Origin of the sequence: Pseudomonas sp. PDM16 (assembly GCF_014851865.1) — a bacterium.
Classification (GTDB): domain Bacteria; phylum Pseudomonadota; class Gammaproteobacteria; order Pseudomonadales; family Pseudomonadaceae; genus Aquipseudomonas.
On the sequence record NZ_JACVAM010000007.1, the window covers coordinates 150,283 to 177,051 of the forward strand.

26 protein-coding genes and 1 riboswitch are annotated in these 26,769 nt (G+C 65.3%); of the genes, 9 read left to right on the top strand and 17 right to left on the bottom strand.

Annotation, left to right across the window (positions count from 1 at the left end):
- On the bottom strand, positions 1–723 hold the full coding sequence (locus IB234_RS21410) for a cobalt-precorrin-6A reductase (protein WP_192321820.1): 723 nt from the start codon (positions 721–723) through the stop codon (positions 1–3).
- Positions 720–1,922: a precorrin-6y C5,15-methyltransferase (decarboxylating) subunit CbiE gene (gene cbiE / locus IB234_RS21415; RefSeq protein ID WP_192321822.1), complete on the bottom strand. Its 1,203-nt coding sequence runs from the start codon at positions 1,920–1,922 to the stop codon at positions 720–722. Before cbiE ends, IB234_RS21410 begins: the two co-directional genes overlap by 4 nt.
- Before the next feature lie 63 nt (positions 1,923–1,985).
- Positions 1,986–2,184, top strand: a riboswitch (cobalamin riboswitch).
- Between the two features lie 90 nt (positions 2,185–2,274).
- On the opposite strand from cbiE, the gene cobG reads away from it, so the two are divergent.
- From cobG to cobJ, 4 genes are read left to right on the top strand one after another with little or no spacing between them, the layout of a single operon-like run.
- The gene (gene cobG, locus IB234_RS21420; protein WP_412547945.1) at positions 2,275–3,576 is read left to right on the top strand and encodes a precorrin-3B synthase; all 1,302 of its coding nucleotides are present in this window, start codon (positions 2,275–2,277) and stop codon (positions 3,574–3,576) included.
- Entirely contained in the window at positions 3,573–4,199 is a 627-nt protein-coding gene (locus IB234_RS21425) for a precorrin-8X methylmutase (RefSeq protein WP_192321826.1), read from the top strand. The genes cobG and IB234_RS21425 overlap by 4 nt, the downstream gene beginning before the upstream one ends.
- Positions 4,199–4,942 carry a precorrin-2 C(20)-methyltransferase gene (locus tag IB234_RS21430; RefSeq protein ID WP_192321828.1) on the top strand — a complete coding sequence of 248 codons (744 nt, stop codon included), beginning with the start codon at positions 4,199–4,201 and terminating at the stop codon, positions 4,940–4,942. The genes IB234_RS21425 and IB234_RS21430 overlap by 1 nt, the downstream gene beginning before the upstream one ends.
- Positions 4,943–4,946: 4 nt before the next feature.
- Positions 4,947–6,602: a precorrin-3B C(17)-methyltransferase gene (cobJ, locus tag IB234_RS21435; protein WP_192321943.1), complete on the top strand. Its 1,656-nt coding sequence runs from the start codon at positions 4,947–4,949 to the stop codon at positions 6,600–6,602.
- A gap of 7 nt (positions 6,603–6,609) precedes the next feature.
- On the opposite strand, the gene IB234_RS21440 is transcribed toward cobJ, so the two are convergent.
- The 12 genes from IB234_RS21440 to IB234_RS21495 all read right to left on the bottom strand — a co-directional run bounded on the left by IB234_RS21440 (position 6,610) and on the right by IB234_RS21495 (position 21,451).
- Positions 6,610–6,981, bottom strand: coding sequence for a hypothetical protein (locus IB234_RS21440; RefSeq protein WP_192321830.1), 372 nt, complete (start codon positions 6,979–6,981; stop codon positions 6,610–6,612).
- A 246-nt stretch (positions 6,982–7,227) separates the two neighbouring features.
- Positions 7,228–7,986 (bottom strand): hypothetical protein, encoded by a 759-nt coding sequence (locus tag IB234_RS21445; protein ID WP_192321832.1) that lies wholly within the window; start codon positions 7,984–7,986, stop codon positions 7,228–7,230.
- Positions 7,983–8,567, bottom strand: a complete 585-nt coding sequence (locus tag IB234_RS21450; RefSeq protein ID WP_192321834.1) for an RNA polymerase sigma factor — start codon at positions 8,565–8,567, stop codon at positions 7,983–7,985. The genes IB234_RS21445 and IB234_RS21450 overlap by 4 nt, the downstream gene beginning before the upstream one ends.
- Positions 8,568–10,307, bottom strand: coding sequence for a vWA domain-containing protein (locus tag IB234_RS21455; protein ID WP_192321836.1), 1,740 nt, complete (start codon positions 10,305–10,307; stop codon positions 8,568–8,570).
- 64 nt (positions 10,308–10,371) lie between these two features.
- The gene (locus tag IB234_RS21460; protein ID WP_192321839.1) at positions 10,372–11,808 is read right to left on the bottom strand and encodes a PLP-dependent aminotransferase family protein; all 1,437 of its coding nucleotides are present in this window, start codon (positions 11,806–11,808) and stop codon (positions 10,372–10,374) included.
- 289 nt (positions 11,809–12,097) lie between these two features.
- Positions 12,098–12,916, bottom strand: a complete 819-nt coding sequence (locus tag IB234_RS21465) for an SDR family oxidoreductase (protein ID WP_192321841.1) — start codon at positions 12,914–12,916, stop codon at positions 12,098–12,100.
- Positions 12,917–13,031: 115 nt separating this feature from the next.
- Positions 13,032–15,020 (bottom strand): geranyl-CoA carboxylase subunit apha, encoded by a 1,989-nt coding sequence (gene atuF / locus IB234_RS21470; RefSeq protein ID WP_192321843.1) that lies wholly within the window; start codon positions 15,018–15,020, stop codon positions 13,032–13,034.
- Positions 15,021–15,169: 149 nt separating this feature from the next.
- Positions 15,170–15,967 carry an enoyl-CoA hydratase/isomerase family protein gene (locus IB234_RS21475; RefSeq protein ID WP_192321844.1) on the bottom strand — a complete coding sequence of 266 codons (798 nt, stop codon included), beginning with the start codon at positions 15,965–15,967 and terminating at the stop codon, positions 15,170–15,172.
- A 10-nt stretch (positions 15,968–15,977) separates the two neighbouring features.
- Complete coding sequence (gene atuD, locus IB234_RS21480) at positions 15,978–17,138, bottom strand: citronellyl-CoA dehydrogenase (protein WP_192321845.1); 1,161 nt, start codon at positions 17,136–17,138, stop codon at positions 15,978–15,980.
- Between the two features lie 20 nt (positions 17,139–17,158).
- The gene (atuC, locus tag IB234_RS21485) at positions 17,159–18,775 is read right to left on the bottom strand and encodes a geranyl-CoA carboxylase subunit beta (protein WP_192321846.1); all 1,617 of its coding nucleotides are present in this window, start codon (positions 18,773–18,775) and stop codon (positions 17,159–17,161) included.
- A gap of 4 nt (positions 18,776–18,779) precedes the next feature.
- Positions 18,780–19,649, bottom strand: a complete 870-nt coding sequence (locus IB234_RS21490; protein ID WP_192321847.1) for an SDR family oxidoreductase — start codon at positions 19,647–19,649, stop codon at positions 18,780–18,782.
- Between the two features lie 14 nt (positions 19,650–19,663).
- Positions 19,664–21,451 (bottom strand): acyclic terpene utilization AtuA family protein, encoded by a 1,788-nt coding sequence (locus tag IB234_RS21495; protein ID WP_192321848.1) that lies wholly within the window; start codon positions 21,449–21,451, stop codon positions 19,664–19,666.
- A 193-nt stretch (positions 21,452–21,644) separates the two neighbouring features.
- Here IB234_RS21495 and IB234_RS21500 point away from each other — a divergent pair, with 193 nt between their 5' ends.
- The 3 genes from IB234_RS21500 (at position 21,645) to IB234_RS21510 (ending at position 24,076) form a co-directional block, all read left to right on the top strand.
- Positions 21,645–22,268 carry a TetR/AcrR family transcriptional regulator gene (locus tag IB234_RS21500; RefSeq protein WP_192321849.1) on the top strand — a complete coding sequence of 208 codons (624 nt, stop codon included), beginning with the start codon at positions 21,645–21,647 and terminating at the stop codon, positions 22,266–22,268.
- Between the two features lie 112 nt (positions 22,269–22,380).
- Entirely contained in the window at positions 22,381–23,166 is a 786-nt protein-coding gene (locus IB234_RS21505) for a transporter substrate-binding domain-containing protein (protein WP_192321944.1), read from the top strand.
- 133 nt (positions 23,167–23,299) lie between these two features.
- A complete protein-coding gene (locus tag IB234_RS21510; protein ID WP_192321850.1) occupies positions 23,300–24,076 on the top strand; it encodes an amino acid ABC transporter substrate-binding protein in 777 nt (258 codons plus the stop codon).
- Here the strand turns inward: IB234_RS21510 and IB234_RS21515 are convergent.
- Both IB234_RS21515 and IB234_RS21520 read right to left on the bottom strand, forming a co-directional pair.
- Positions 24,027–24,788: a CPBP family intramembrane glutamic endopeptidase gene (locus tag IB234_RS21515; RefSeq protein WP_192321852.1), complete on the bottom strand. Its 762-nt coding sequence runs from the start codon at positions 24,786–24,788 to the stop codon at positions 24,027–24,029. The two genes, IB234_RS21510 and IB234_RS21515, sit on opposite strands and share 50 nt — an antisense overlap.
- 24 nt (positions 24,789–24,812) lie before the next feature.
- Positions 24,813–24,980: a DUF2897 family protein gene (locus IB234_RS21520; protein ID WP_192321854.1), complete on the bottom strand. Its 168-nt coding sequence runs from the start codon at positions 24,978–24,980 to the stop codon at positions 24,813–24,815.
- Between the two features lie 246 nt (positions 24,981–25,226).
- On the opposite strand from IB234_RS21520, the gene IB234_RS21525 reads away from it, so the two are divergent.
- Both IB234_RS21525 and IB234_RS21530 read left to right on the top strand, forming a co-directional pair.
- Positions 25,227–25,421, top strand: a complete 195-nt coding sequence (locus tag IB234_RS21525; RefSeq protein WP_192321856.1) for a hypothetical protein — start codon at positions 25,227–25,229, stop codon at positions 25,419–25,421.
- Positions 25,422–25,553: 132 nt separating this feature from the next.
- Positions 25,554–26,417, top strand: a complete 864-nt coding sequence (locus tag IB234_RS21530) for an alpha/beta fold hydrolase (RefSeq protein ID WP_192321858.1) — start codon at positions 25,554–25,556, stop codon at positions 26,415–26,417.
- On the opposite strand, the gene IB234_RS21535 is transcribed toward IB234_RS21530, so the two are convergent.
- Positions 26,389–26,763: an MAPEG family protein gene (locus tag IB234_RS21535; protein WP_192321860.1), complete on the bottom strand. Its 375-nt coding sequence runs from the start codon at positions 26,761–26,763 to the stop codon at positions 26,389–26,391. The two genes, IB234_RS21530 and IB234_RS21535, sit on opposite strands and share 29 nt — an antisense overlap.
- Positions 26,764–26,769 lie beyond the last annotated feature (6 nt).

The following is a 26,769-nucleotide window of genomic DNA, read 5'->3' on the forward strand; positions in this document are numbered from 1 at the left end:
TCAAAGCAGCGGCTGCAGCGCCTGCCACAGGGTTTCGGGATCGGCGAAGGCGTGCTCCACCTCGGGCAGTTGCGGGCGTTGCAGGATCAGCACTGGCAAGCCGCGCTCGCGGGCGACCTGCAGCTTGGCCTCGGTGGCGTTGCCACCGCTGTTCTTGCTCACCAGCACATCGAAGCCTTCGGCGGCGAACAGCGCGCGTTCATCGTCGAGCGTGAACGGGCCGCGCGCGGCGATGCAGCGGGCGTGTGGATGCTCGGGTTGGGCATCGAGCAGGCGCAGGGTCCAGTGCTGGTGCGCGGGAATCTCGTCGAGATGCGCCAGCGGCTCGCGGCCGAGGGTGAGGAAGGGCTTGCGGAAGGGCTCCAGCGCCGAGATCAGCGCGGCCCAGTCGGCCACCTCGCGCCAGTCGTCACCAGGCTGTGGTTGCCAGCTGGGACGACGCAGCGCCCAGCAGGGCACGCCGGCCAGGCGCGCGGCCACGGCGGCATTGGCGCTGATCTGCGCGGCATAGGGGTGGGTGACGTCCAGCAACAGATCGAAGCCTTCGGTGCGAATAAACTCGGCCAGGCCCTCGGCACCACCGAAGCCACCGACGCGCACCTGGCAGGTCAGATCGTCCGGCACCTTGCCCAGACCGGCCAGGCTGTACAGGTGCTCGGAGCCCAGGCGCCGGGCCAGGCGCAGCGCATCGCCGACGCCGCCGAGCAACAGCACGCGGGTCACGGCTTGTGTACTTGCAGCAGGGTGATGGGCAGGGCGCTGCGCCAGGTGTCGAAGTCGCCCAGTGGCTGGGCCTGGGCCACGGCGATGCGGGTCAGCTCGCCGCCATGCTGTTCGCGGAAGGCCACCAGCATCGCCTCGCTTTGCAGGGTCACGGCATTGGCAATCAGCCGGCCGCCAGGCTTCAGCGCCTGCCAGCACAGCTCCAGCACGCCGGGCACGGTGACGCCGCCGCCGATAAAGATGGCGTCGGGGAAGTCGAGGCCGGCCAGTGCCTCCGGCGCCTCGCCGGCCACCAGCTGCAGCTGCGGTACGCCGAGGGCGTCGCGGTTATGCGCGATCAGTTGCTGGCGACCTTCGTTGGCCTCGATGGCGATGGCCCGGCAGCTCGGATGGCTGCGCAGCCACTCAATGCCGATCGAACCGCAACCGGCGCCGACATCCCACAGCAATTCACCGGGCCGTGGCGCCAGGCGGGCCAGAGTGATGGCGCGCACGTCGCGCTTGGTCAGCTGGCCGTCGTGGCGGTAGGCGTCGTCGGGCAGGCCGATGGTCAGTGGCAGCGGTTGCACGCCGGCATCGGTGCGGCATTCGACAGCTAGCAGATTGAGCGCGGCGACCTGGTCGATATTCCAGTCGGCGGCCAGGCCATCGATGCGTCGCTCCAGCGGGCCGCCCAGATGCTCCAGCGCGCTCAGGCGGCTGGCGCCGAAGCCGCGCTCGCGCAGCAGAGCGGCAATGGCACTCGGGCTGTTGCCATCGTTGCACAGAATCAGCAGGCGCTGGCCGTCATGTAAATGGCGAGCGACGGCGGTCAGCGGGCGCGCCACTACCGACAGCAGGGTTACGTCCTGCAGTGGCCAGCCCAGGCGCGCGGCGGCCAGGGAATAGGAGGAGGGCGCCGGCAGCACCAGCATCTCGCCCTGATCCAGCTGGCGCGCCAGGCTGGCGCCGACGCCGTAGAGCATGGGGTCGCCGCTGGCCAGCACGCAGGTCGGCGTACCGCGTCGTTGCAGCACCGGCTCCAGGCTGAAGGGGCTTGGCCAGCTCTGTCGCGGGGCGCGGATGCATGGCGGCAGCAGGTCGAGCTGGCGCGGCGCACCGACGATGCACTCGGCCGCCAGCAGCGCGCGGCGCGCCGCCTTGCCCAGGCCGGCATAGCCGTCTTCGCCGATGCCCACTACCGTCAGCCAGGCCGTCATCTGTGTCTCCTCGATGTCTTGCGGAACGACGCGCGGGTTTGGCCCGGTGCCGCTAAAAGCGGGCATAATAGCGCCTTCGTCGGTGCCCGGTTCTTTCAGAGGAACCAGCGGGCCTAAGAGGGAACACGGTACAAGCCGTGGCTGCCCCCGCAACTGTAAGCAGCGAGTCGCTCCACACACACATGCCACTGAGCAATCGGGAAGGCCGTGCAGCGATGACGACCTGTCAGCCAGGAGACCTGCCGACGACGCAGTCGCGAGTGCCAACATCGGGCGGGGTGTACCGATGCCAAGGAATCCCTCCGTGGGTTCCGCTGGTTCGGTCGCCGCGTCGTTCGTTGCCGGTGGCCGCTTGAAATCCGACTCTCTCTCTGCCGTTTTCACACCGAGGCCCTCACCTTGCCCGGGGCTGTGGCGCGTCGTGCCGGCGAAAGATGGCGGCATCTGCCGGGTCAAGCTGCCCGGCGGCCTGCTCACCAGTACCCAGGCCCGAGCCGTGGTTGAGGTCGCCCGCACCCATGCCAGCGGCGTGCTGGAGCTGACCAATCGCAGCAATCTGCAGATTCGCGGCGTACGCGAGGCATGCCAAGGCGCGCTGGTGCAGCAACTGCTCGACGCCGGCCTCGGCCCGCGTCACGCGGATGCCGACGATGTGCGCAATGTGCTGATCAGCCCCGCCGCCGGTCGCGATCCGGCCGCCCATCTCGATACCCGCCCGCTGGCCGAACAACTGCTGGCGCTGCTGCAGGACGTGCCCGCGTTTCGCGAGCTGTCGCCCAAGTTCGCCGTGCAGCTGGATGGCGGCGAGGCTCTGGCCATGCTCGACCACCCGCACGATATCTGGCTCAGAGCCTTGCCCGGCGGCACGCAACTGGCCTTCGGCCTGGCCGGCTGCCCGCGCGGTGATGTGCTGGGGGTGGTCGCGGTGGATCAGGCGGTGCAGTTGGTAGAAGCTCTATTGCACCTGTTCCTCCAGCTGGCTGGCGAACACACGCGCCTGCGTCAGCTGTTGGCCGAGCTGCCGGCGCAGGCATTTCTCTCTCGTCTGCCATCCGTCTTCCAGCGCGCGACGCCGGGCTTCACCAGCCCAGCGACGGAGGGCGTGCCACTGGGTGTGCATGCCCAGGCCCAGCCAGGGCGGGTGATGCTGCTGGCCGGCGCGCCGCTTGGCCGGTTGCAGGCCGAGCAGTTGCAGGCCCTGGCCGATCTGGCGGAAACAGAGGGCAGCGGCGAGCTGCGTCTCACGCCCTGGCAAGGCGTGCTGCTGCCGGATGTGCCCGCCGAGCGCCAGGCCGCCGTGACCCAGGCCATGAGCGATCTCGGCCTACTACTGGATACCCGCGCGCCACTGGCGCGCCTGCTCGCCTGCAGCGGCAGCGCCGGCTGCGCCAAGGCAGCGGCGGACACCAAGGCCGATGCCCTGCGTCTGGCCAAGCGCCTTGGCCCAAATGGGCCGACCCAGGTGCATCTGAGCGGCTGTCCGCGCAGCTGCGCCGCCGCCCATGTTGCGCCCTACACGCTGCTGGCCCAGCCCGGCGGCCGTTATGACCTCTATCGCCGCGAGCAGGGCCAGGCCGGGTTCGGCCGCCTGCTGGCGACGTCCCTCGATATCGACCAAGCCGGCGAGTACCTCGCCGCAGGAAACTCCGAATGATCGATTACATCCGCGATGGTCAGGAGATCTATCGCCAGTCCTTCGCCACCATCCGCGCCGAGGCTGATTTGAGTGCCATCCCGGCTGACCTGGAAAAGCTCGCCGTACGCCTGATCCACGCTTGCGGCATGGTCGACGTGGTGCAGGACCTGCGCTTCTCGCCCGGTGCCGGCGTTGCCGGCCGCGCGGCCTTGGCCAAGGGTGCGCCGATCCTCTGCGATGCGCGCATGGTCGCCGAGGGCATTACCCGCGCGCGCCTGCCGGCCAACAACCCGGTGATCTGCACCCTCAACGAAGCGGACGTGCCGCAGCTGGCCCGTGATCTCGGCAACACCCGCTCGGCGGCTGCCCTGGAACACTGGCGCGAGCACCTGGAAGGCAGCGTGGTTGTGATCGGCAACGCGCCCACCGCGCTGTTCTACCTGCTGGAAATGCTCGACGCCGGCGCACCCAAACCGGCGCTGATCCTCGGCATGCCGGTGGGCTTTATCGGCGCCGCCGAATCCAAGGACATGCTCGCTGCCGACAGCCGCGGCGTGCCCTACGTGATAGTGCGCGGCCGTCGTGGCGGTAGCGCCATGGCCGCCGCCGCGGTCAACGCCCTGGCCACGGAGGTGGAGTGATGCGCAAGGGACGTTTGCTCGGCCTCGGCGTCGGCCCCGGTGATCCGGAGCTGATCACTCTCAAGGCCCTGCGCCTGCTGCAGTCCGCGCCGGTGGTGGGCTACTTCGTGGCCAGGGCCAAGGCCAGCAAGGGCCAGGGCGGCAACGCCTTCGGCATCATCGAGCAGCACCTGACCGATGAGCAGCGCCGCCTACCGCTGGTCTACCCGGTGACCACCGAGAAACTGGAGCCACCGCTGACCTATGAGGATGTGATCGCCGACTTCTACGACACCTGCGCCGTGCAGATCGCCGCCGAGCTGGACGCTGGCCGCGACGTGGCGGTGATCTGCGAGGGCGACCCGTTCTTCTACGGCTCCTACATGTACCTGCACGACCGCCTCGCCGAGCGCTATGAGGCCGAGGTAGTACCCGGCGTCTGCTCCATGCTCGGCTGCGCCTCGGTGCTGGGCACGCCATTGGTCTATCGCAACCAATCCTTGAGCGTGCTCTCCGGCGTGCTGCCGGAAGAGGAACTGGAGCAGCGCCTGCGCACTGCCGAGGCCGCCGTGGTGATGAAGCTCGGCCGCAACTTCGACAAGGTGCGTCGTGTGCTGCAACGCCTCGGCCTGGCCGAGCGTGCCCACTATGTGGAGCGCGCCACCATGGACAACCAGCACATAGTGCCGCTGGACGAGGTGGACCCGCTGGCCTCGCCGTACTTCTCGATGATCCTGGTGCCGGGGGAGAAGTGGCGTGGCTGAGTCCATGAATCCCGCCGCCATCGTCATCCTCGGCGCCTCGGCGCTGGCCACCGCACGCCGCGTGCAGCAGCGCTATCCGCAGGCGCGCATCCACGGCCTGGCCGGGCGGGTGGACGAGGTCGACGAGAGCTACCGCGAATTCGCCGAACACCTGCGCGGCCTGTATCGCGTAGGCACGCCGATCATCGCCTTGTGCGCCGCCGGCATCGTCATTCGTAGCCTGGCTTCGGCCCTGGTGGAGAAGGGCATGGAGCCGCCGGTGCTGGCCCTGGCCGAAGACGGCAGCGCCGTGGTGCCGCTGCTCGGCGGCCTGGCCGGAGTCAACCGTCTGGCCCGCGAGCTGGGCGAGTGGCTGGCGGTGGCGCCGGCCATCACTACCAGCGGCGAGCTGCGTTTCGGCACCTGCCTGCTCGACCCGCCAGAGGGCTACGCCCTGGCCGATCTGGAGCAGGGCAAGCGCCTGGTCAGCGATCTGCTCGGCGGCGCGCGTCTGCGCGTCGAGGGTGAGGCGCCCTGGCTGCAGCAGGCCAATCTGCCGCTGGATGCCGAGGGTGAGCGCTGCCTGCGTATCGATGTGGCTGCGGCCAGCGGTGACGATGTGTTGCTGATCCATCCGCGCCGGCTGCTGGCGCGTTGCGCCGAGCCTTCTGTCGAGCTGGTAGCTCATCTGCGCGCCGCGCTAGCCGAGGCTGGTCTGGCCGAGGTGGCCCTGGCTGCGTTGCTGGTCGAGGGCGAAGGACGTTCGCTGCCGTTCGCCGAGCGGGCCGTTGCCGAGCTGAAGGTGCCGCTGCGTTTTATCGAGCCGAACACGACGCTGCCGCCGGCCTGCTACGAGGTGCCGGGCCTGAGCCTGCATCTGGCCGAGAGCCCGCAAACCGCTGCCGCCATTGGCCGTCCGCGTGGTCGCCTTGGCGTGGTCGGCATCGGTCCTGGCTGCGCCGAGTTGCTGGCCCCGGCCGTGCGCCGCGCGCTGGATGAGGCCGAGGACGTGCTCGGCTACGAGACCTACGTGACCATGGCCGGCCCCTATCGCACCGACCAATGCCTGCACGCCAGCGACAACCGCGAGGAGTTGCAGCGCGCTGCCCACGCCTTCGAGCTGGCCGCGCAGGGCCGCCGCGTGGTGATGGTGTCCTCCGGCGACCCAGGCGTGTTCGCCATGGCCGCGGCGGTGATGGAGGCGCTGGAGGGTTCCAGCGATGCAGGTTGGCAGGGCGTCGAGCTGGAAGTGCTGCCCGGCATCTCCGCAGCGCTGGCCACCGCCGCCCGCGCCGGCGCGCCGCTGGGCCACGACTTCTGCCTGATCTCTCTATCCGACAACCTCAAGCCCTGGACGGTGATCGAGAAGCGCCTGCAGCATGCGGCCGCTGCGGATCTAGCCATGGCCTTCTACAACCCGATCTCCAAGGCGCGGCCCTGGCAGCTAGGCCGTGCCCTCGACCTGCTGCGCCAGCACCGAGAACCGCAGACCCTGGTGGTGCTCGGCCGCGACATCGGCCGCCCGGCCGAGGCCCTGTGTGTGCTCACCCTCGGCGAGCTGACCCCGGAACTGGTAGATATGCGCACCCTGGTGATCATCGGCTCCAGCCAGACCCGGCGCTTCCCGCGCCAGGGTGGCGGGGAGTGGGTGTATACGCCGAGGTGGTATCCGCAGGACTGATCGGACCTCAGTTACGGAATTCGATCTGTAGCTCGGCCCCCTCCACGGAGTCCCAGTAGTCGTCGCCTCGATCATTGGTGATCAGCCGACCATTCAACTGATAGGGGCCTGGCTGGGTCGGTTTTTCGATGAACATTGGCGGCAACAGGGGCTTCGGTGGGTCGATGGGTTCGCCGGGCTCCAGTGTCTCCACCAGTTCGTCAGGCAAATACAGATCGAGCTTCAGAGGTGGCAGTGGCTCTTTTACCGAGGGTGCTACAGCCGAGCTGGCGCTGGGCTTGGAGGCTGGCTTGCTGGTCTTGGGCGGAGTGGCGACCTGTTTGGGCTTGGGTTTCTCTGCTTTCTCTGGCGCAGGGCGTGCCGGAGGAGTTGGAGTCACAACAGCTTTTTCAGGCTCGGCTGCAGGTGGCTGCGGAGGCGGGGGCACTGGCTTGGGTGGCTCGTCACAGGCCATCAGCAGGCCAAAGGCCAGGAACAGGGGAAGTATCTGGAAAACTTTCATGGCGGACAGGTTTTCATGTCGATATCCCATGCTCGCGCTTGAAGTGCTTCCTGGCAAGGCTACGGGGTTACGCCATATTGCACCGAACCGCTCATTCCAGGGCATGGACGGTTCGGGCTGAGGTCAGTTTCGCTTCAGACGTGCCAGCTCTGCATCCAGATCGCGATCTGGATGCTGCTTGCGAATCTCGACAAGCAGCCGATCGGCCTGTTCGCGTTGCCCTTCCGCACGCAGGCGCAGCACGTGGCGCAGACGTTCCTCCAGGGGCGTAGCTTCTTCGGCCAATACCATCTGCCCATCGACGGATTCGGCAGCGGCTTGTGCCTGTTGCCGAGTCGCCTTGGCCTTTGCTTCGAGCGGGGTATCGTCAGCAGCCATCCCCGGCTCGTCTTGGCGCACTGCATCGGTCACGATGCCGGCGGGCGACGCAGCTTGCGGTTTGGCAGGAGCCATCTGTCGCGGGGCAGCCGCTGCCGGTGGAGAGACGGCGAACGCGGTATTCGATTCCTGATGCTGTTCGGCCTTCTTCCTCTCGACGCCTTGAGGCTCCATTGCCTGTGCTGCTGGCGCCGGTGCACTGGCCAGTGCCGGCGGCGCATCGTAGGACTGCGGTAGCTGCTCGCGATTCTGCAGGGCCAGGTTGAGACCGATGCCGAACACTGCCAGGCCGGCCACGGCCATGGACCAGCGGGTGCGGCTGCCTGCGCCGAACAGCCAGGCATGCAGGCGCTGCGACCAGCTCGGTCGCGGTTGCGCCAGTGCCTCACGGGCGGCGGCGAGGATCATCGCGTCCAGCGCGGCAGACGGTTCGCCCTGGCTGTGCTTGCGGAAGTGCTCCAGCAGCTGTTGTTCCTGCGGCAGATCTTGGTCGTGTTGGCTCATGCGGATACCTCCTCGGCCGAAGCCGGATCGGCCAGCAGCCGACGTAACTTGTTCAGCGCATAACGCAGGCGGCTCTTCACGGTTTCCGCCGGAGTACGGGTGAGTTCGGCGATCTGGTGAAGTTCAAGGTCGCCGTGGGCGCGCAGCAGGAACACTTCGCGCTGCTCCTCCGGCAGGTCGGCCAGTGCCGCCTGCAGGCGTTCCTGGTCGCGACTGAGCAGCAGCTGCTGCTCGGGGCCGGGGCCAGGGTCGGCGCTGGCGTGCTGCGCCTCGTCGTACTCATCGAGCTTTCCCTGGTGGCGCCCGCTCTTGCGCCAATGGTCGATCAGGCGATTACGCGCGATCTGGTACAGCCAGGTCTTGAACAGCACCGCCTCGCGTTGCTCGCTGGCGCTGCGGATCAGGCTCATCCAGGTGTCCTGGAACACCTCTTCGGCCAGTGCGTGGTCACCGCACAGGCCGAGGAGGAAGCGGAACAGGCCTAGGCGATGGCGCTCGTAGAGCTGGGCGAACGCCGCCGCCTCGCCATTGCGATAACGCCGCAACAGCGCGGCGTCATCGTCCTTCAGTGGTTGGTTCAATTAGTCGGCCCTGACTTGAACGTTTTGCGGAGTTTGCAGGCTCTGCGCCAATTCGACCAGCTGCACGAACTCGCCACGCAGGCCGAACGGGTCCTCACCCTTGGCCCCACGGGCCAGCTTGGCGCTGTCGGCCAGACCGAAGTTGCCGGTGTACTTGGCATCCTTGAGCTGCTGGGCAAAGGCAGCCACCGCGGCGGCGAAGCGCAGGTCATCGCTGGCCTTGGCGATCGGCGTCGCCTCGCCCTTGCTGATCGGACGCTCGACCAGCTTGCTGGCACCACCTTCCGGCGCCTTGTAGCGCAGGCGCAGCCATGCGATCTCGCCGGCCTTGCCCTGTTCCTTGGCCTGGGCATAGCGCAGCGGTTCCAGCCAGCCCTTGGCGCCCACCGGCACTACTTCGTACAGGGCGGTGACGGTATGTCCGGCACCGATCTCACCAGCGTCGACCTTGTCATTGCTGAAGTCCTCGCGCTTCAGGGCGCGGTTCTCATAGCCCAGCAGGCGGTATTCGCTGACCTCGGCCGGGTTGAACTCGACCTGGATCTTCACGTCCTTGGCCACCACCGCCAGGGTCGAGCTGAGCTGGTCAACCAGCACCTTGCGCGCCTCGCGCAGGTTGTCGATGTAGGCGTAGTTGCCGTCGCCGGCATCGGCCAGCTGCTCCATCAACTGCTCGTTGTAGTTGTCGGTACCGAAGCCGAGGGTGGTCAGCGACACACCGGTCTTGCGCTTGTCGGCGGCCAGTTGCTTGAGCGTCTCGAAGTCGCTGATGCCAACGTTGAAGTCGCCATCGGTGGCCAGCAGGATACGGTTGATGCCGCCCTTGAGCATGCCCTTCTGCGCTTCCTGGTAGGCCAGCTGGATACCCGACTCGCCGGCGGTGGAGCCGCCCGCAGTGAGCTGGTCGATGGCCGCGCGAATCTTGGCCTTCTCGCTACCGGCGGTGGATTCCAGCACCACGCTGGCATTGCCGGCATAGGTGACCAGGGCCACGCGATCCTGCGGGCGAAGCTGATCGACCAGCAGCTTGAGGGTGCTCTGCACCATCGGCAGGCCCTCACGGCGGTCCATGGAGCCGGACACGTCGACCAGGAACACCAGGTTGGCCGGCGGCAGCTCGGCGGCGCTCAGGTCGGCGGCCTTGATCGCCACACGCAACAGACGGGTCTCGGGGTTCCACGGCGTGGTCGCCAATTCAGTGGCAACGCTGAACGGTACGTCGCCATCAGGCTTGGGGTAGGCATAGGGGAAGTAGTTGACCAGCTCCTCCAGGCGCACCGCATCCTTGGGCGGCAGGCTGCCGTCATTGAGGAAGCGGCGCACGTTGGCGTAGGCACCGGTGTCCACGTCGATGCTGAAGGTCGATACCGGCTGCTGGGCCACGGCCTGCACCGGGCTGCTCTCGATCTTCTGGTACTGCTCACGGTAGACATCCTGATAGCCGAAGGCAGCGCTATCGGCCAGCGGCGCTGCCGGGGCGATCATCGGCATGTTCTGCGGCATGGCCTTGCGCGCCTCCATGGCGCCGGCCACCACCGACGGCTGAGCGGAGTAGGAGGCGTTGGCGTCTACCTCTTCGTGCAGCGCCTCCTGCTTCATCTTGGACTCGGCAGCCTTGGGCACCACGACGCTGGTGGCGGGCTCATCGTTGGAAGCGCTGCAGGCCGCCAGGCCCAGCACCAGGGTGGCGCCGAAGCCGGCGAGCAGGGGTTGGCGGATCAGAACGGTGATGCTGGACATGGCGGGTTCTCCTCGGGCGAAAAGTCCATTCGACCGAGTAGACGCCAGCAGCAATGCGTTCGGGTTAACCCGATGTGTTTTCCTGACAGATCTGTTTGGCGAGCATGCCAAGCGTCATGATCGCCCGCTCGGATTCGCGGTTCCACGGGACACCACAGGTCAGGCGCAGGCAGTTGTTGAACTGCTCGGTATTACTGAAGATCAGCCCTGGCGCGATGCTGATACCTTGCTGCAGTGCCCGCACATGCAGCTCCTGGGAGCTGACCTTGCCGGGCAGGCTGACCCAGAGGATGAAACCGCCATACGGCCGTGTCATCTGCGTGCCTTCCGGGAAGTGCTGCTGTACCGCCAGCTGATAGGCGGTCATGTTCTTGCGATACTCTTGGCGGATATGCCGCAGGTGGCGGTCGTAACCGCCGTTCTCCAGGTAGGCCGCCACGCCCATCTGCGTCACGCTGCAGGCTGAGTGGGTACTGAAGGTCTGCAGGCGCTCCACTTCCTCCTGGTAGCCACCCGCGATGATCCAGCCGATGCGAACGCCGGGCGACAAGGTTTTGGAGAAGCTCGAGCAATAGATCACCTGGTCGTCGCGGTCATGTGCCTTGAGCGCTTTGCTGCGACCCGGTTCGAACAGAAGCTCGCCGTAGATATCGTCCTCGATTACCTGGATGCCATGGTCGGCGGTCAGACGCAGCAGCTGCTTCTGCCGCTCCTCGGGAATGCTGCCGCCTAACGGATTGCTCAGCCGTGCGGTGAGCACCAGGGCCTTGATCGGCCATTGGTTGGCGGCCAGCTGCAGGGCCTCCAGGCTGAGGCCGGTGGACGGATCGCTGGGGATCTCGATGACCTTGAGGCCGAGCACCTCGGCCAGCTGCAGCAGGCCATAGTAGGTCGGCGACTCGGCGGCGATCAGGTCGCCGGGCTGGGTCACCACCCGCAGCGACATATGAATGGCATCCACACAGCCATGGGTGATCACTACCTCGGATGGATCGACCACCACGCCGGCGTCACGCATGCGGATCGCCACCTGGCGACGCAGTGGCTCGTAGCCGGGGCTGAACATGTAACTGAAGGCGCGTGGGCTCTGGAAGCGGGTTACCTTGGCCAGCTGCTGGTGCAGTGAGCGTACCGGCAGGTAGTCCACGTGGGGGACCGCAGCGCCGAGTGGGAACACCCCATCCTGGCGTGACTCGGTGAGCACCTGGCTGATGATGCTGCTGCGGGTGACCATGGCCGGGCGCTCGACGCGCGCAATGTCGGGTGTGGCTGCAGTCAGGCCGGCGGTCTGGTGGACGTAGAAACCCGATTGTGGGCGGGCGCGAATCAGGCCCATGTCCTCCAGGTTGGCGTAGGCCTGTAGCACGGTGGCGTGGCTGACGCTGAGCTGCGAGCTCATCTTGCGCACGGACGGCACGCGTTCTCCAGGCTGATAGACACCGCGACGAATGTCCTCCGCCAGCAACTGGGCGATGCGCTGATAGAGCAACAAACTGGTCATGATGGCATTCCTTCCGCTACTGAACCGTAACAGTAGACAAGTTGTAACGCGGTGTATCGATACAGGAAACGAATTTGCCAGCAGCACAGTTTCGTCTGTACGAGTGCAGTGCTACAGATGCAGCGATGCCAGCGATCGAAGAAGCCAGGCCTTCTGGCATATCCGAGCATGCTCTCGCCTCCCCTATGGCTGGGCGAGTCGGGATAACAGATGGCGGATAGACTGCGGTTGGCGGCGATTGTTCCAGGGGTGACCGAGGCTCAGGAGGCCTCGGTGCGGGGAAGAGCTGTCAGTCCACGAACAGATCGGTCATCAGCTTGCCGGTTGGGTCGAAGCGGTAATGTTCGAAGTCGGTCTGCCCCTGCTCTCGGAGGATTTCTTCATCGATCAGCAGGCGGCCGCTGATCGTGCGCTCGCTGCTGGCGAGAATGGCGCAGGCAGCGTCAGCCATGATCGCCGGCAGGCGTGCAGCCTTCATGACGGCCGGGCCACCGGCCTCATACTCGATGGCGGCAGTGGCGATCACTGTCTTCGGCCACAGCGAATTGACACTGATGCCGTACTTCCTGAATTCCTCGTGCATGCCCAGGGTCAGCATGCTCATGCCGTACTTGGTAGTGGTGTACGGGCTGTAGCTGGAGAACCACTGAGGGGCGAGGTTGAGCGGCGGCGACAGGCTGAGAATGTGGCCGCGGCTGTCCTTAAGGTAGGGCAGGGCTGCCTGGCTGCAGACCATCACCGCGCGGGTGTTGATCTGGAACATCAGGTCGTAACGCTTGGGCTCCAGGTGCTCGACACCGATCAGGCGGATCGCCCCGGCGTTGTTGATCAGCGCATCGATTCCGCCGAAGTGCTCAGCGGCCTGAGCCATGGCGGCTTTCACTGCGGCTTCGTCACGTACGTCCAGCTGCAGGGCCAGGGCCTTGCCACCGGCGGCCTCGACCTCGGCGGCCACAGTATGGATGGTGCCGGGCAGCTTGGGGTGCGGTTCTGCGCTCTTGGCAGCGATGACGATATTGGCGCCTTGGGCGGCGGCCTTGAGCGCAATCTCGCGGCCGATGCCGCGGCTGGCGCCAGTGATGAACAGGGTTTTACCTTGCAGGGACATGTTCGTGCTCCGTGGCTTGTTGTTCGAGTAGGGTGGATCGGGGCGCGTAGTCGACGCTTTGTTCATCCACCAAGGTGGCGTTGTGGTGGATGAACAAAGCGTCATCCACCCTACATCAGGCTTCCGCGGCTTCGACTTCCACCAGCAGCTGGCGATTCTTCACCTGGTCGCCCTGGCTGACCTGCACGCGGCGGATCACGCCGTCGATGCCGGCCTTGAGCGGGTGCTCCATCTTCATCGCTTCCAGCACCACCAGCAGTTGGCCCTTGCTGACCTGCTCGCCCTCGGCTACCAGCACTTCGACGATGGCGCCATCCATCGGTGCTTTGACCGTGCCGGAGCTGGCGGCGTTTTGCCCGCCGGCCGGTTCGTGGGTGACGTCGGTGAGCTCCAGGTTGCCGTTGTGGCCGTACAGCCAGACACGCTCGCCTGCCAGGTGATAGGCGCGGCGCTGGCGGATGCCGTCCAGCTCCAGGCTGGCCCAGCGGCCATCGCTGGCCAGCAGGCGTAGCTCAACGGATTGCTCGCCGACCTGCGCACGCAGCAGCGGCTGCGTGCCGGGCTCGAGCACTTGCAGTTCGACTGCATGTTTCTGCTCGCCCTGCTTGAGCACGAAGCTCCACGGCGCGCCGCCGGCATTGCGCCAGCCAGCCAAGCCGCCCTGGTGCGCGCGGGCATTGGCCGAGGCCTGGTAGAGCAGGGCGGCGGCAGTGGCCAGCTCGCTGGCAGCGGGCGCCTGCGGGCTCAGGCTCGGGTCGTCGGCAAAATGTTCGCCGATAAACGCCGTGGTGGCATGGCCGGCGGCAAACTCCGGGTGCTTGAGCAGGTTGGCGAGGAAGCGCTGGTTGCCGTTGACACCGAGCAGCACGCAGTCCTCGACCGCGCGGGCCAGCTTGCGCCGGGCTTCGTCGCGGGTGGCGCCGTAGGCGATGACCTTGGCCAGCATCGGGTCGTAGAACGGGGTGACGGCCTGGCCTTCGACCAGACCGTGGTCGATGCGGATGCCGTCGAGCAGCGCCGGTTCCCAGCGCAGCACTTCACCGGTCTGCGGCAGGAAGTTGTGCGCGGAATCCTCGGCGTACAAACGCACTTCCATGGCGTGGCCGGTGAGGCGGATTTCCTCCTGCCTGAGTGGCAGCGGCTGGCCTTCGGCGGCGCGGATCTGCCAGGCGACCAGGTCTTGCCCGGTGATCAGCTCGGTGACCGGGTGTTCGACCTGCAGGCGGGTGTTCATTTCCAGGAAGAAGAATTCGCCGCTCTGGTCGAGGAGAAATTCCACGGTGCCGGCGCCGACATAGTTGACCGAGGCTGCAGCCTTCACTGCCGCTTCGCCCATGGCTTTACGCAGCGTCGGTGTCATCACCGGGCAGGGCGCTTCCTCAACCACTTTCTGGTGGCGGCGCTGCACCGAGCAGTCGCGTTCGCCCAGATAAACGATGTTGCCGTGCTGGTCGCCGAACACCTGGATTTCCACGTGGCGTGGGCGGATCACCGCGCGTTCGAGAATCAGCTCGCCGGAGCCGAAGGCGTTCTGCGCTTCGGAGCGGGCGGTGCGGATCTGCGCCAGCAGCTCACTGGACTCGTGCGCCAGGCGCATGCCACGGCCACCGCCGCCGGCGCTGGCCTTGATCATCAGCGGGTAGCCGATGCGTGCCGCCTCGCGGCTCAGGGTGTCGTCGTCCTGCGCCGCGCCCTCGTAGCCGGGAATGCAGGGCACGCCAGCCTCGAGCATGGCGATCTTGGACAGGCGCTTGCTGCCCATCAGGTGGATGGCTTCCACGGTCGGGCCGATAAACACGATGCCGGCCGCCTCGCAGGCGCGGGCAAAGTCGGCGTTCTCGGAGAGGAAACCGTAGCCGGGGTGGATGGCATCGGCGCCGGTCTTCTGCGCCGCGGCGATGATGTTATCGATCACCAGGTACGACTGGTTGACCTGCGCCGGGCCGATGCACACGGCCTCGTCGGCCAGCTGCACATGGCGCGCGCCGGCGTCTGCCGCGGAGTACACCGCCACGGTGCGGTAGCCAAGGTCTTGCGCGGTGCGCATGACCCGGCAGGCGATCTCGCCGCGGTTGGCGATCAGAATCTTGTTGAATGCAGCCATGTTGTTGTTCTACTCCTGCCGTTCAAACCGCAGTGGTTTACGTAGGGTGGATCGCGCTTTATCGATCCACCGGACGGTGTTCTTGGTGGATGTAGAAAGCGACATCCACCCTACGAGCTACGGTCGGCAATGCCGATCGGTCCAATCCATCATTGGGCCCACTTCGGCTTGCGCTTCTGCACAAAGGCCATGGTGCCTTCCGCGCCTTCGCTGCCCAGCACCGCTTCGGCGAACTGGCCGGCGGCGTGGTCGAGCAGGCTGCCGAGGTTTTCTGTTTCGGTGGCCAGCAGCAGGGCCTTGGTCGCCGCATTTGCGCCCGGTGCGCACTGGCGCACCTGCTGCAGGCATTCGGCGAGGCGGTCGACCACGGCCTGGTCGTCGGCTTCGCTGAAGTGCACCAGACCCAGACACAAGGCCTCGGCGCCGTCGAAGCGGGCGGCGGTGAGGGCCAGGCGGCGGGCCTGAGTCAGACCGATACGCTTGACCACGAAGGGGGCGATCTGCGCCGGCAGAATCCCTAAGCTGGTTTCCGGCAGGCCGAACTTGGCGCCCTGGTGGGCGATGGCGATATCGGAGACACAGGCCAGACCGAAGCCGCCGCCGAGCACCGCGCCTTCCAGCACGGCGACCAGCACTTGCGGTGTGTACTGGGCTTCCTCCAGCAGGTTGCCGAAGGCGCGGTTCAGCTCGCGGTAGGCATCGCCACCCTTGGCTCGCGCACCGGCCATGTCTTTGATGTCGCCGCCAGCGCAGAAGTGGCCGTCGGCGCCGCGCAGCACCAGAGCGCGAGTGGTCTGGTCGTTGCGCACGGCGCGCAGCACGGCGCGCAGTTCTTCGACCATCGCCAGGCTCATGGCATTGCGGCTTTCCGGGCGGTTGAGGGTGACGTAGAGCACGCCCTCGACTTGTTCCAGCAGCAGGGTTTGGCAGTTCGGCAGTTCGGCCATGATCGCTTCCTCAGCCCTTCTTTTTGCCGGGCAGGATGCCCATCAGCTTGCAGATGATGCCCAGCATGATCTCGTCGGCACCGCCGCCGATGCTCACCAGACGCACGTCGCGGTAGGCGCGCGAGACCGGGTTGTCCCACATGAAGCCCATGCCGCCCCAGTACTGCAGGCAGCTGTCGGTCACTTCGCGACCCAGGCGGCCGGCTTTGAGCTTGGCCATGGAGGCCAGCTTGGTCACGTCGCGGCCTTTCACGTACAGCTCGGTGGCGTGGTAGACGAGGGCGCGCAGGGCCTCGATCTCGCTCTGCAGCTCGGCCATGCGGAAGTGAATGACCTGGTTGTCGATCAGCGGGGTGCCAAAGGTGTGGCGCTGCTTGCAGTACTCGATGGTGCTGTCGACGCAGTACTCCAGGCCCTTGATCATGTTGGCCGCGCCGAACATGCGCTCTTCCTGGAACTGCAGCATCTGCATCATGAAGCCGGCGCCTTCGTGGCCGATGCGGTTGCGCTGCGGTACGCGCACGTTGTCGAAGAACACTTGGGCGGTCTCCGAGCTGCGCATGCCGAGCTTGTCCAGGTGCGGGCTGAGGGTGATGCCCGGGGTGTTCATCGGCACCACGATCAGCGACTTGTTGACGTGGGGCTTGTCGTCGCTGGTGTTGGCCAGCAGGCAGATAAAGTCGGCCGACGGGGAGTTGGTGATCCACATCTTGCTGCCGTTGATCACGTAGTCGTCGCCGTCCTTGCGGGCGGTGGTCTTCAGCCCGGCCACGTCGGAGCCGGCGCCGACTTCGGAAACGCCGATGCAGCCGACCATGTCGCCGGCGATGGCGGGACGCAGGAACTCCTCACGCAGCTCATCGGAGCCGAAGCGGGCCAGGGCCGGGGTGCACATGTCGGTCTGCACGCCGATGGCCATGGGGATGCCGCCGCAGTGGATGGTGCCGAACTCTTCGGCGGCGACCACCGAGTAGCTGTAGTCCAGGCCCATGCCGCCAAATTTCTCCGGCTTGGAGATGCCCAGCAGGCCGAGGTCGCCGGCCTTCTTGAAGATCTCGTGCATGGGGAATTTGCCGGCCTTTTCCCACTCGTCGACGTGCGGATTGATTTCGTGCTCGACGAAGTTGCGGACGGTGCGGCGAAGCTCTTCGTGTTCTTGGGTAAAGATCATTTTTATTGTTCTCCGAAGGGTTACAGGCGGGCGACGCCGAACGAGTTGGATTTGAGGGGGCGCACATTGGCTTCTGCGCAGATGTCCAGCAGGAAGCCGAGCAGCTTGCGCGTGTCGCGCGGGTCAATCAGGCCGTCGTCCCACAGGCTGGCGGTGCCGTACAGCGCGGTGGACTGGCTGTCGAGCTTCTGCGCGGTGGCCATTTCCAGCATGTCGAGCATCTTCGGGTCGGCCTCTTTGCCTTCCTTGCGGTGCTTGTCCTCGGTGACGATGCGCAGCACCTTGCCGGCCTGGGCGCCGCCCATCACGGCGGTCTTGCTGTTGGGCCAGGCGAAGATGAAGCGCGGGTCGAGGCCACGGCCGCACATGGCGTAGTTGCCGGCGCCGTAGGAGCCGCCGACCACTATGGTCAGCTTCGGCACGGTGGCGTTGGCCACCGCCTGGATCAGCTTGGAGCCGTGCTTGATCACGCCGTTCTGCTCGGACTCGGTACCGACCATGAAACCGGTGGTGTTGTGGAAGAACAGGATCGGCGTGTTGCTCTGCTCGCACAGCTGGATGAACTGGGCGGCCTTGGCCGCGCCGCGCGGAGTGATCGGCCCGTTGTTGCCGATAAAGCCGCAGGGCTGACCTTCGATGGCCAGGTGGCCGCAAACGGTCTGGCTGTCGAACTCGTTCTTGAAGTCGAGGAAGGCCGAGCCGTCGGCGATGCGTGCGACGATCTCGCGCACGTCGTAGGGCTTCTTGGCGTCGGCGGGGACGATGCCGAGCAGTTCTTCGGCCGGGTACAGCGGCTCGCTGTAAACCTTGGCCGGGCGCGCCGGCAGTTGCGCATTCCACGGCAGCAGGCCGGTGATTTCACGGGCCAGGCGCACGCCGTCGGCGTCGTTCTCGGCCAGGTATTCGGCAGTGCCGGCGACCTGGGCGTGCATCTCGGCGCCGCCCAGTTCTTCATCGGTGGCCACTTCGCCGGTGGCGGCTTTCAGCAGTGGAGGGCCGGCGAGGAACATCTTGGCCTTGCCGCGTACCACCACCACGTAGTCCGACAGGCCCGGCTGGTAGGCGCCGCCGGCGGTGCTGGAACCGTGCACCACGGTGATCTGCGGCAGGCCCATGGCCGACATGCGCGCCTGGTTGGCGAAGCCGCGGGCGCCTTCGACGAAGATGTCAGCGGCGTAGTTGAGGTTGGCGCCACCGCTTTCGGCCAGGGTGATCACCGGCAGTTTGTTTTCCACGGCGATCTGCTGCAGGCGCAGGGATTTCTTCAGCCCGGTGGGCGAGATGGTGCCGCCCTTGATCGCGCTGTTGTTGGCGATCACCAGGCAGCGCACGCCGGCCACGTAGCCGATGCCGGCGATGATGCCGCCGCCGGCCTGGGTGCCGTCTTTGTCGTCGTGCAGCTTGTAGCCGGCCAACGAGGACAGTTCGAGGAACGGCGCGCCGGGGTCGAGCAGCAGGTTGATGCGCTCGCGCGGCAGCAACTGGCCGCGCTTGATGAACTTGGGTTTGGCCTCGAAGGCCTTGTCCAGCACCTTCTGTTCGACGTCGCGGAAGCTGGCGATGGCGGCCAGCATGGCCTCGCGGTTCTGCGCGAAGCTGTCGCCGTGGACGTCGAGTTCGGACTGAATGACGGGCATCGGGTTACTCCTGATCCTTCAGTACATCGGGCACGTAGGCGCGATGGAAGCCGTTGTAGGACTCGCTGTTCTTCGCTTTGCCCAGCGTCCAGGCGCGGGTGCCTTGGCTCGCGGCGCCGTCGATGCGGATGGTGTTGCCGCTGATGAAGTTGGCGCCGGGGGAGAGCAGGAAGACGATGGCCGCGGCCACTTCCGACTCGGTGCCGATGCGCTGCAGCGGCACGTGATCCTTGAGGTTGCGGATCATGTTCTTCATCGACTCGGGGTAGGTGTCCATGCCGCTGGAGGCGATCCAGCCTGGCGCCACGGCGTTGACCCGCACACCGGCGTGGCCCCACTCGTAGGCGGCGGTCTTGGTGAAGTTCTCCATGCCGGCGCGGGCGGCGCCGGAGTGGCCCATGCCGGGCATGCCGCCCCACATGTCGGCGAGCATGTTGACGATGCTGCCGCCGGTCTTGCTCATGCTCTGGCTGAACACTTCGCGGGCGATCAGGAAACCACCGACCAGGTTGGTGCGCACCACGGTCTCGAAGCCTTTCTGGTTGATCGACACCAGCGGCGCGGGGAACTGGCCGCCGGCGTTGTTGACCAGGTGGTGGATCGGCCCGCGCTCGGCGATCACTGCCTTGACCATGGCCTTGACCGCTTCTTCCTCACGGATATCGCACACGGCAAAGCTGGCGCTGCCACCGTCTTCTGCAATCTCGCCGGCGGTCTTTTCCAGCTTCTCCAGCTTGCGCCCGACCAGCACCACATGGGCGCCCAGGTGGGCCAGTTCATGGGCCACGCAGCGGCCGATACCGCTGCCGCCGCCGGTGACCAGGATGGTCTGGCCGCTGAACAGGCCGGGTTTGAAGACTGAGTCGTATGCCATTGTTATTGTCCTTGTTACAGGCTGTCAGCCAGTGCGCGCGGCACCGGAATCGGGAACTCCAGCAACTGCTGGGCGAAGGCCTTGCCCTGCGGGTCGATGCGCAGGCTGGCCACGCCGCCGCCGCCCAGGGCGTTCTCCAGCAGGAAGTTGAGGCTGTGGCTGCTCGGCAGGTACCAGCGGCTGACCTTGCCGGTCTGGCCGTCGATCACGTGCTGCATCCATTCGGCCACGGCACCCTCGCTGAGTGCAGCGGCGATCCAGGCCAGATACTCGGGCTTTCTCGCCATCACACCGATATTGCTGTGGTTGCCCTTGTCACCGGAGCGGGCTACGGCCAGCTTGATCAGCGGCACCGTGGTATCGGCCTGGCCGCTGGTGGCCGGCACGGCGACTTCGGCGGCGATCTGTGTTGGGTCGAAGGTGTCCAGTTGGGGCAGGGCGAGTGGGCTGCGCTGGCCACCCAGTTCCACTTCCAGGCTACAGGCGGTCTTGTCGGCCAGGAAGCTGAACAGGCGGATCACCGGGTACACGGTGGGGCGGCCGCCGACTATGCCGGTCAGGCCCGGCGCCATGCCGGTTGCGGCCTGGGCGATCTCGCGGGAGAACAACACCAGCGCTTCCTTCTTGGCATGGCGCACACCGATCTTCACCACCACTTCGCGGGTGTCGCGGCGCTGGCCGTGCGGGCCGTAAGTCGCTTCAGTGCCGAGCAGTTCGATGCAGACTTCCTTGTATGGCCCCCAGCCTCGCTCGGCGAACATCTCTTCGGTCTTGTTGATGATCGCCCGGCTGACCCGCTCGGCCTTGGCCACTGCGTCGATGCCGGCCAGCAGGCAGCTGGCGGTGCAGCGGAAGCCATCAGGGTGGGTGGCGCTGACCTTGTACTGCGCGGTCGGTGCCAGGCCGCGAGCGCCTTTCAGTTCGACGCGGTTGGCGCCGACCTGGGTCAGTTGCACCCGGGTGAAGTCGCAGACCACATCGGGCAGGTAATAGGCACGCGGGTCGCCAATCTCGTAGAGCATCTGCTCGCCCACCGACAAGGTGGAGATCAGCCCGCCAGTGCCTTCCGGTTTGCTGACCACGAAGCTGCCATCGGCCTGTACCTCGACGACGGGGAAGCCGATATGTTCGTAATCCGGGACGTCGCGCCAGTCGGTGAAGTTGCCGCCGGTGCACTGCGCGCCACATTCGATGATGTGGCCGGCCAGGGCGGCCTGAGCCAGCTTGTCGTAGTCGTTCCAGGCCCAGCCGAATTCATGCACCAGGGCGGCGCTGACCACGGCGCTGTCGACCACACGGCCGGTGATGACGATATCGGCGCCGAGCTTCAGCGCTTCGACCAGGCCCGGTGCGCCGAGGTAGGCGTTGACCGATACGCACATGGGCGGCAGCGGGGCGCCGGTGAACATCTCCACGGTGCCGGCTTTGGCCAGTTCGCCCAGCTTGGGTTGCAGGTTGTCGCCGTGCACCACGGCGATGGTCAGATCGACGCCAGCCTTGGCGCAGACGGCGGCCAGGGCAGCGGCGCAGGCGCTGGGGTTGACCCCGCCGGCATTGCTGATGACGCGGATGTTCTTCGCGGCGATGTCCTGCAGCAGCGGGGCGAGCACTTCGACGAAGTCGGTGGCATAACCTTCGTCCGGCTTCTTCATGCGCGCGCCGGCCATGATCGACATGGTCACTTCGGCCAGGTAGTCGAACACCAGGTAATCCAGCTCGGTGCCACGCACCAGCTGGGCGGCGGCAGTGGAGGTGTCGCCCCAGAAGGCGGAGGCGCAGCCAATGCGGATGGTCTTGCTCATTTTTATTGGGATTCCATCGTCGCCAGAAGATGAATAGGACATTACCAAGCAAGCGCTTGGTTTTAAAGTCCCTGGCGCAACTTTTTAGCCAAGCGCTTGCTTGGGTGGCTTGCGCCCCGTAAATTTCGTCCAATCAGTTTCCGCGACGCGCCAGCTCTGGCGTGCCGCCTATTTTCCTCTGGAGAAAACGAGTTTGGACGATCGCAAGGCCCGCGCCGTGATGCAGCAACTGGTGGCCAGCGGCCAGGTGACCGACCCGGAAAGCGCGCGCGGCAAGCTGCTGCAAACCGCTGCTCATCTGTTTCGCAGCAAAGGCTATGAGCGCACCACTGTGCGTGACCTGGCCGGTGCCGTGGGTATCCAGTCCGGCAGCATCTTTCACCACTTCAAGAGCAAGGATGAAATCCTCAAAGCGGTGATGGAGGAGACCATCCTCTACAACACCGCACTGATGCGCTCGGCCCTGGCGCAGAGCACTAGCCCCCGCGAGCGCCTGCTGGCGCTTATTCGCTGCGAGCTGCAGTCAATCGTGGGTGGCACCGGTGAGGCCATGGGCGTTCTGGTCTATGAATGGCGCTCGCTGTCTGAGGAGAGCCAGGCCTACATCCTAAGCCTGCGTGACACCTATGAGCAGATTTGGCTCGATGTTCTCGGCGAGGCGCGTGACGCTGGCTACTTCAAGGCCGATCCGTTCGTGTTGCGGCGCTTCCTTACCGGCGCGCTGAGCTGGACCACCACCTGGTTCAAGCCGGAAGGCAAGATGACTCTGGATCAGTTGGCCGAAGAGGCGCTGACGCTGGTATTCAAGGAAAGCTGACAACTAGGCTACGCTGCTACAAGCACTGGCCGCGGCCGGTAGTGGCACAGGGAGGCGCCGGACATCTGGCCGCTTTCCTATTGAGGTAACCGCGTTGCGTGTCTCTTTCCGCCTGCTGCTGATTGCCCTGGCCTTCTGTGTGCCCGCCGTAGCTGCCGAGCAGAGCGTGCGCGTTGGTGCCTATCATTTCCCTCCTTACGTGTTCAAACCGGAGAGCGAGGCGCCCGAGGGGCTGGTGCCCGAGTTGCTGGAGGCACTTAATGCTGCCCAAAGCGCGTATCGCTTCGAGTTGGTGCCGACCTCGGTTACCCGACGATACAGGGACCTCACTCACGCCCGCTATGACATGATCCTGTTCGAATCACCGGACTGGGGTTGGCAGGACATCCCGCTGGACAAGCTCAATCTCCAGGTCGTAGATGCCGAGGTCTATGTCGCTCGCAAGGAGGAGGGGCGTGATCAGCATTTCTTTGATCGCCTGGGCGACAAGCGCATGGCGCTGTACAACGGCTATCACTATGGTTTTGCCGGCTACAACGCCGATCAGGACTACCTGACGCGCAACTTCAACGCGGTGCTCACTTATTCTCACGACAGCAATCTTCTGATGCTGCTTCATGGTCGCGTCGACATCAGCGTGGTGACACGCTCCTATCTGCGTCTCTATCAAGATGAACACCCGCAAGAGAGCAGTCAGCTTCTGGTGTCCGAGCGCGCTGATCAGGTCTATTACCACCACGCTTTGCTACGCCCGAACGGGCCTATCGACGCGGTACGCCTGCAAGCGCTGCTCGCTCAGTTGCAGAGCAGCGGAAAGCTGGGTGATCTGATTCGGCGCTATCACTTGCAGGTGGGCAGGCCAGAGCGGTTGGAGCATGCCAATCCCATGCCGCGCTGAGTGGCCGCGATCCGGCGAATTGTGAACATTTACGCAATCATGGCACTGGGCTAGTCTTCGTTCAGCTCAGTTGTCTATGAGGTCAACAATGTATCGGCGTCGACAGGGATGGCCTGGCGCTTTGGTGCTGGCGATGGCAACGCTATTCGGTCCGGGCTTCTGTGTGGCGGAAGACGTGCTGATTGCTGCGGTGCATTTTCCTCCTTATGTGATCAAGCCCGAGTCCAACCCCAACAGTGGGCTGCTCGGTGAATTGGTCGAGGCTCTCAACAAGGCGCAGAGCGAACACCGCTTCGCCTTGCGTGCGACTTCACTGAATCGGCGCTTCGATGATTTCCGTCAGGCGCGCATCCACATCGCCATCTTCGAGAACCCCGACTGGGACTGGCAGGGCATCTCCGGTTCTCGCATCGACCTGGGACTGGAGGATGCCGAGATACTGGTTGCCCGCCGCGAGGCGGGCCGCGATCAACGCTATTTCGACAACCTGATGGACAAGCGTCTGGCGCTGTTCAATGGCTATCACTACGGTTTCGCCGGTTTCAATAATGATCCCCAGTGGCTGGAAGAGAACTTCCAGGCGGTGATTACCTATTCCCATGAGAGCAATCTCAAGCTGGTATTGCGGGGACGTGCGGATGTGGCGCCTATCACTCGTTCCTGGCTTGGAGCGCGCCTGCGCGAACGGCCACAATTACGTGATGAGCTGCTGATATCGGACTGGGAAGACCAGCGCTACCGCCACTACGCGATCCTGCATCCCAATGCACCGATCAGCGCGGACGAGTTTCGCCGAGATTTGCAGACCCTGCGCGACAATGGCGAGCTGGCCCGTATCTTTTCCCCCTATGGCATCGACGTTACCCAGACCGTAGCGGGTAGCTCAGCAAAAGCAGATGCAGAAGATTGACCGCACTGTGCAGGGCCACTGCCGGCCATAGCCTGCCGCTGTAATGGAAGGTCAGCCCGTACCCCAGACCAGCGACAGCAGCGACCAGCGCAAACAGTTGACTGAAGGGAGCATGGGCGGCTCCGAACAGCAGGGCGGTGGCGACTATTCCTCCTGCTGCACCAAGGCGTGCAATCAGCACCGGCTGCAGCCAGGCGCGGAACAGCAGTTCTTCGGCCAGGACGACGGCGCCCAGATTAACCACTACCCATAGCCACAACTCCTGTGGCCACTTTGGCTGCCACCCCACCAGGCCAAGCAGCAGGGCCAATGACGGGATCGCCAGCAGGGTGGCGATGGCGACCAGTAGGGCAATGCGTGGTCGTTCTGCGGGGCGTAGCGGCTGGCCCATCCACCAGGCCAACAGCGTCAAGCCGAGCAGCAACTTGTCCCAGGACAGGCGCAAGGCATAGGGCGTGGCATCGGTGCTCAGACGTCGTGCCGGCCACAATGATGTAGGCGTAAAACCAGGCACCAGATGTGCAGCAAGGGCTATGCCTCCGAGTAGCCCCCCACACCACCACAGCCAGCGCGGCAGTCGCTGCTCGCCGAACAGGATCCAGGCGACATACGCCGTACCCAGTGCTAGTCCTGGCAATGTGATGAAGCCCAGGGCCAGGCCTGTGCCGAGTGCTAGCACCGGCAGCAGCAAACGCAGGTGTAGCGGTGGCATGCAGCGTCCTTGTCGGGGGGCTAATCAGCGGTCTTGAGCGTCCTTGGCGTCCATTTCCACATTGCGCTCATGAATGCGCTTGAGCTGTTCCTCGGTCAACGGCAGCTTTCGCGCGCTGTCGCGCAGCAGCATCAGGCTGCCGACTATGGAGCCGAGGGCCAGGATGATGATCAACCAGGCGTACCAGGGCATGGGCGTCTCCCTTGAGGGTTTAGGTTAACGATAGCCCCGGCTGTCACATCGCGGCAACCTGTCACTGCTTGAATGCGGAGCGTCCGGCGCTTCGCTGATCAGAAGGTGAAGCCTGTGACAGAGCGGTTGCTTTGCCTTACAGAACCAGCGCCAGCTGTTATGGGGCTAGATGAATTCGAACCTTTGAGCGCCTGTGTTCCCGGCCTAAGCTCGCCTGGCCTGGATATTTTCATAAGGAGATCAAGCATGGATATCACCGTGACCGAAGCCGCCAACCATGGCTGGATCGTGAAGTTGGGCGCGTGCGACGTGCCTTTTCGTTCTCAAGCAGACGCCGGCCTGTTCGTCGAGCGCCTGCAGGAGCGCCTAGACGCGCCCCATGAATTGCCGATGCTGCAGCTTCATCAAGCTGTCACACAACCGGCGCAGCATCGGACCTGACTACTCAGGTGCTGCTTTCCGGCTGAACCTCTCCTGCCGCGATCTCCGCGGCTTTTTTTTGCCTGCAAAAAGGGTTGTGGAGTGATTAGAGCTTTTGCTCTAAATTCGATGCAGCCCTTGCAGGAGAAAAACATGGTCGACGCCTTGCAGTTCGCCGATGGCAATTTCCATTGCCCAGTCAACCTGTACCCCGCTGCTGGAGAGGGGACGCACACACTGGTTGTGCTGCCTGCGTTGGGCGTTGCCGCGCGCAAATATGACGGGCTGGCCCAGCGTCTGATGGCAGCTGGCTACAACATTCTGGTGGCAGACTGGCCGGGGCAGGGCGAGAGCCAGCCGAGGCCGAATCGTCGTTTCGATTACGGCTACCGGCAATTGGTGACTGAGTTCGTGCCCAAGCTGCTCGATCTTGCCGGCCAGCATTTCCCCTCGTCCGTTCCGGTCCTGCTCGGCCACAGTCTGGGTGGACACATCGCTACGCTCCATGCCGCGGCTCATCCGGACAGACCTGTGCCGGTGATCGGTGTGGCTTGCGGCAATATCCATTACCGCCACTGGGATGGCCTGGGCAAACTGCTTACGCCCAGCGCTGCACTGGCGTTCACTCTGATTACCGCCGTACTGGGATATCTGCCGGGGCGACGCCTGGGTTTTGGTGGCCAGGAGGCTCGCTCGCTTATGCAGGACTGGGGGCGGGTGGCCTTCAGTGGTCAGTACCGGCATCTTGGTCTGACGCTTGCTTCTGCTGCACAGAACCGGGTTGACTCGTTGTATATCCAGATGGAAGGCGATCACTTTGCTCCACCAGCATCCACCTTGGGCCTTGCCGCACTGATCCAGGCCCGGCCGCACATCGAGCGACTGCCCTCGCCCCGGCCACCCGAAGAAAACCCGCACAGCGCCTGGCTGAAGGCGCCGCAGAGCGTGGTCGACTGCATCGACGGCTGGTTGCGGCGCGATAGCCGCCTCAGTGAGGAATCAGCAGGAGCAGCGTGACCGCCAGCAGCACCAGCATGGTCAGCGCGTGGCTGGCCTGGCGCAGCAGCAGGATGCGGGCGAACAGGCCGGTGCAGTAGAGCAGGCGCAGCATGATGAAGGCGAAGCCGAGGGCAGCGGTCAGCGGTCCGCCGACCTGCCCGGTGGCCTCGCCGAGATACAGCAGCACGATGAACAGCACCGACTGCTCCAGGCTGTTGCCATGGGCGCGTACGGCCTTGGTCAGGTCTGGCTTGCCGCCGTCGCCGAAGGCCACCTGGTGGCGCATGCGCAGGCGCGAGATGTTGAGCGACAGGGCGATCAGCAGCAGTGCCAGGATGGCGGCGATATAGACGCTGTAGAGCATGGTGGT

Bases quoted from the DNA above. Each gene is read 5' to 3' on its own strand.
- cbiE (WP_192321822.1), bottom strand. From the start codon at position 1,922: ATGACGGCCTGGCTGACGGTAGTGGGCATCGGCGAAGACGGCTATGCC.
- IB234_RS21425 (WP_192321826.1), top strand. From the start codon at position 3,573: ATGATCGATTACATCCGCGATGGTCAGGAGATCTATCGCCAGTCCTTC.
- IB234_RS21430 (WP_192321828.1), top strand. From the start codon at position 4,199: ATGCGCAAGGGACGTTTGCTCGGCCTCGGCGTCGGCCCCGGTGATCCG.
- cobJ (WP_192321943.1), top strand. From the start codon at position 4,947: ATGAATCCCGCCGCCATCGTCATCCTCGGCGCCTCGGCGCTGGCCACC.
- IB234_RS21445 (WP_192321832.1), bottom strand. From the start codon at position 7,986: ATGAGCCAACACGACCAAGATCTGCCGCAGGAACAACAGCTGCTGGAG.
- IB234_RS21455 (WP_192321836.1), bottom strand. From the start codon at position 10,307: ATGTCCAGCATCACCGTTCTGATCCGCCAACCCCTGCTCGCCGGCTTC.
- IB234_RS21460 (WP_192321839.1), bottom strand. From the start codon at position 11,808: ATGACCAGTTTGTTGCTCTATCAGCGCATCGCCCAGTTGCTGGCGGAG.
- IB234_RS21465 (WP_192321841.1), bottom strand. From the start codon at position 12,916: ATGTCCCTGCAAGGTAAAACCCTGTTCATCACTGGCGCCAGCCGCGGC.
- atuF (WP_192321843.1), bottom strand. From the start codon at position 15,020: ATGGCTGCATTCAACAAGATTCTGATCGCCAACCGCGGCGAGATCGCC.
- IB234_RS21475 (WP_192321844.1), bottom strand. From the start codon at position 15,967: ATGGCCGAACTGCCGAACTGCCAAACCCTGCTGCTGGAACAAGTCGAG.
- atuD (WP_192321845.1), bottom strand. From the start codon at position 17,138: ATGATCTTTACCCAAGAACACGAAGAGCTTCGCCGCACCGTCCGCAAC.
- atuC (WP_192321846.1), bottom strand. From the start codon at position 18,775: ATGCCCGTCATTCAGTCCGAACTCGACGTCCACGGCGACAGCTTCGCG.
- IB234_RS21490 (WP_192321847.1), bottom strand. From the start codon at position 19,649: ATGGCATACGACTCAGTCTTCAAACCCGGCCTGTTCAGCGGCCAGACC.
- IB234_RS21495 (WP_192321848.1), bottom strand. From the start codon at position 21,451: ATGAGCAAGACCATCCGCATTGGCTGCGCCTCCGCCTTCTGGGGCGAC.
- IB234_RS21510 (WP_192321850.1), top strand. From the start codon at position 23,300: ATGGCAACGCTATTCGGTCCGGGCTTCTGTGTGGCGGAAGACGTGCTG.
- IB234_RS21515 (WP_192321852.1), bottom strand. From the start codon at position 24,788: ATGCCACCGCTACACCTGCGTTTGCTGCTGCCGGTGCTAGCACTCGGC.
- IB234_RS21520 (WP_192321854.1), bottom strand. From the start codon at position 24,980: ATGCCCTGGTACGCCTGGTTGATCATCATCCTGGCCCTCGGCTCCATA.
- IB234_RS21525 (WP_192321856.1), top strand. From the start codon at position 25,227: ATGGATATCACCGTGACCGAAGCCGCCAACCATGGCTGGATCGTGAAG.
- IB234_RS21530 (WP_192321858.1), top strand. From the start codon at position 25,554: ATGGTCGACGCCTTGCAGTTCGCCGATGGCAATTTCCATTGCCCAGTC.
- IB234_RS21535 (WP_192321860.1), bottom strand. From the start codon at position 26,763: ATGCTCTACAGCGTCTATATCGCCGCCATCCTGGCACTGCTGCTGATC.